This is a genomic window from Stenotrophomonas koreensis, assembly GCF_001431525.1.
Lineage (GTDB): Bacteria > Pseudomonadota > Gammaproteobacteria > Xanthomonadales > Xanthomonadaceae > Stenotrophomonas > Stenotrophomonas koreensis.
The window spans coordinates 1-651 of sequence record NZ_LDJH01000050.1 but is presented as its reverse complement, the minus strand read 5'-3'; the positions used below and the strand labels follow the sequence as shown (position 1 = coordinate 651).

General features: G+C 62.1%; 1 pseudogene. It reads right to left on the bottom strand.

Annotated elements, in window-relative coordinates:
* Nucleotides 1-651: pseudogene (locus ABB25_RS14800) on the bottom strand (hypothetical protein); the annotation flags it as partial.

The window sequence follows — 651 nt, the reverse complement described above, 5'->3', positions numbered from 1 at the left end:
AGATGTGTATAAGGTACAGCACATAGCTGCTGGCAAAGCCCACGCTGGTGTTCCACACCAGCTCCGGGCTCAGCTGCACTTCCAGGTTGCTGTAGGCCGAGGCCTTCTCCGACTTGTCGCGCAACAGCATGTAGTCGTAGATGCCGAAGGCCGTGTCCGGGCCGCCATCCTGGGTGCCGGTGTCGTTGTTGGAAATGGTGGTGTAGCTGTCGCGCGGGATGTGGCGCACCTGGCCATCCACCAGCTGGTACCAGTCACCGTTGATCGCATTGGTTCCGCACGGGGCCTTGCCCTCGAACATGCACCAGGTCGGGTACGGGGAGCGGTAGAACTGGTGGAAGTCGATGATGATGTTGTCCGGGATGCCATCCTCCGGACCGGTGTTGGCCGGGTTGACCTGGTAGACGTAGCGCTTGTTGTAGCGGTCCAGCAACGGGATGTCGTCGGTGAACACGTAGTTGGCACCGAACACCAGGTGGGCGCGGTCATCCAGGAAATCAAACCCCGTGGCGAACGAGGCCTGGGTCTGGCGGGCGTCGCCCTCCTCGGCCATGCCGGTGGTGATGGACGCACTGCTGCCGTCCATGCGCTTTTTCATCACCACGTTCACTGCACCGGTGACCGCATCGGCACCGTAGATGGCCGAAGCGC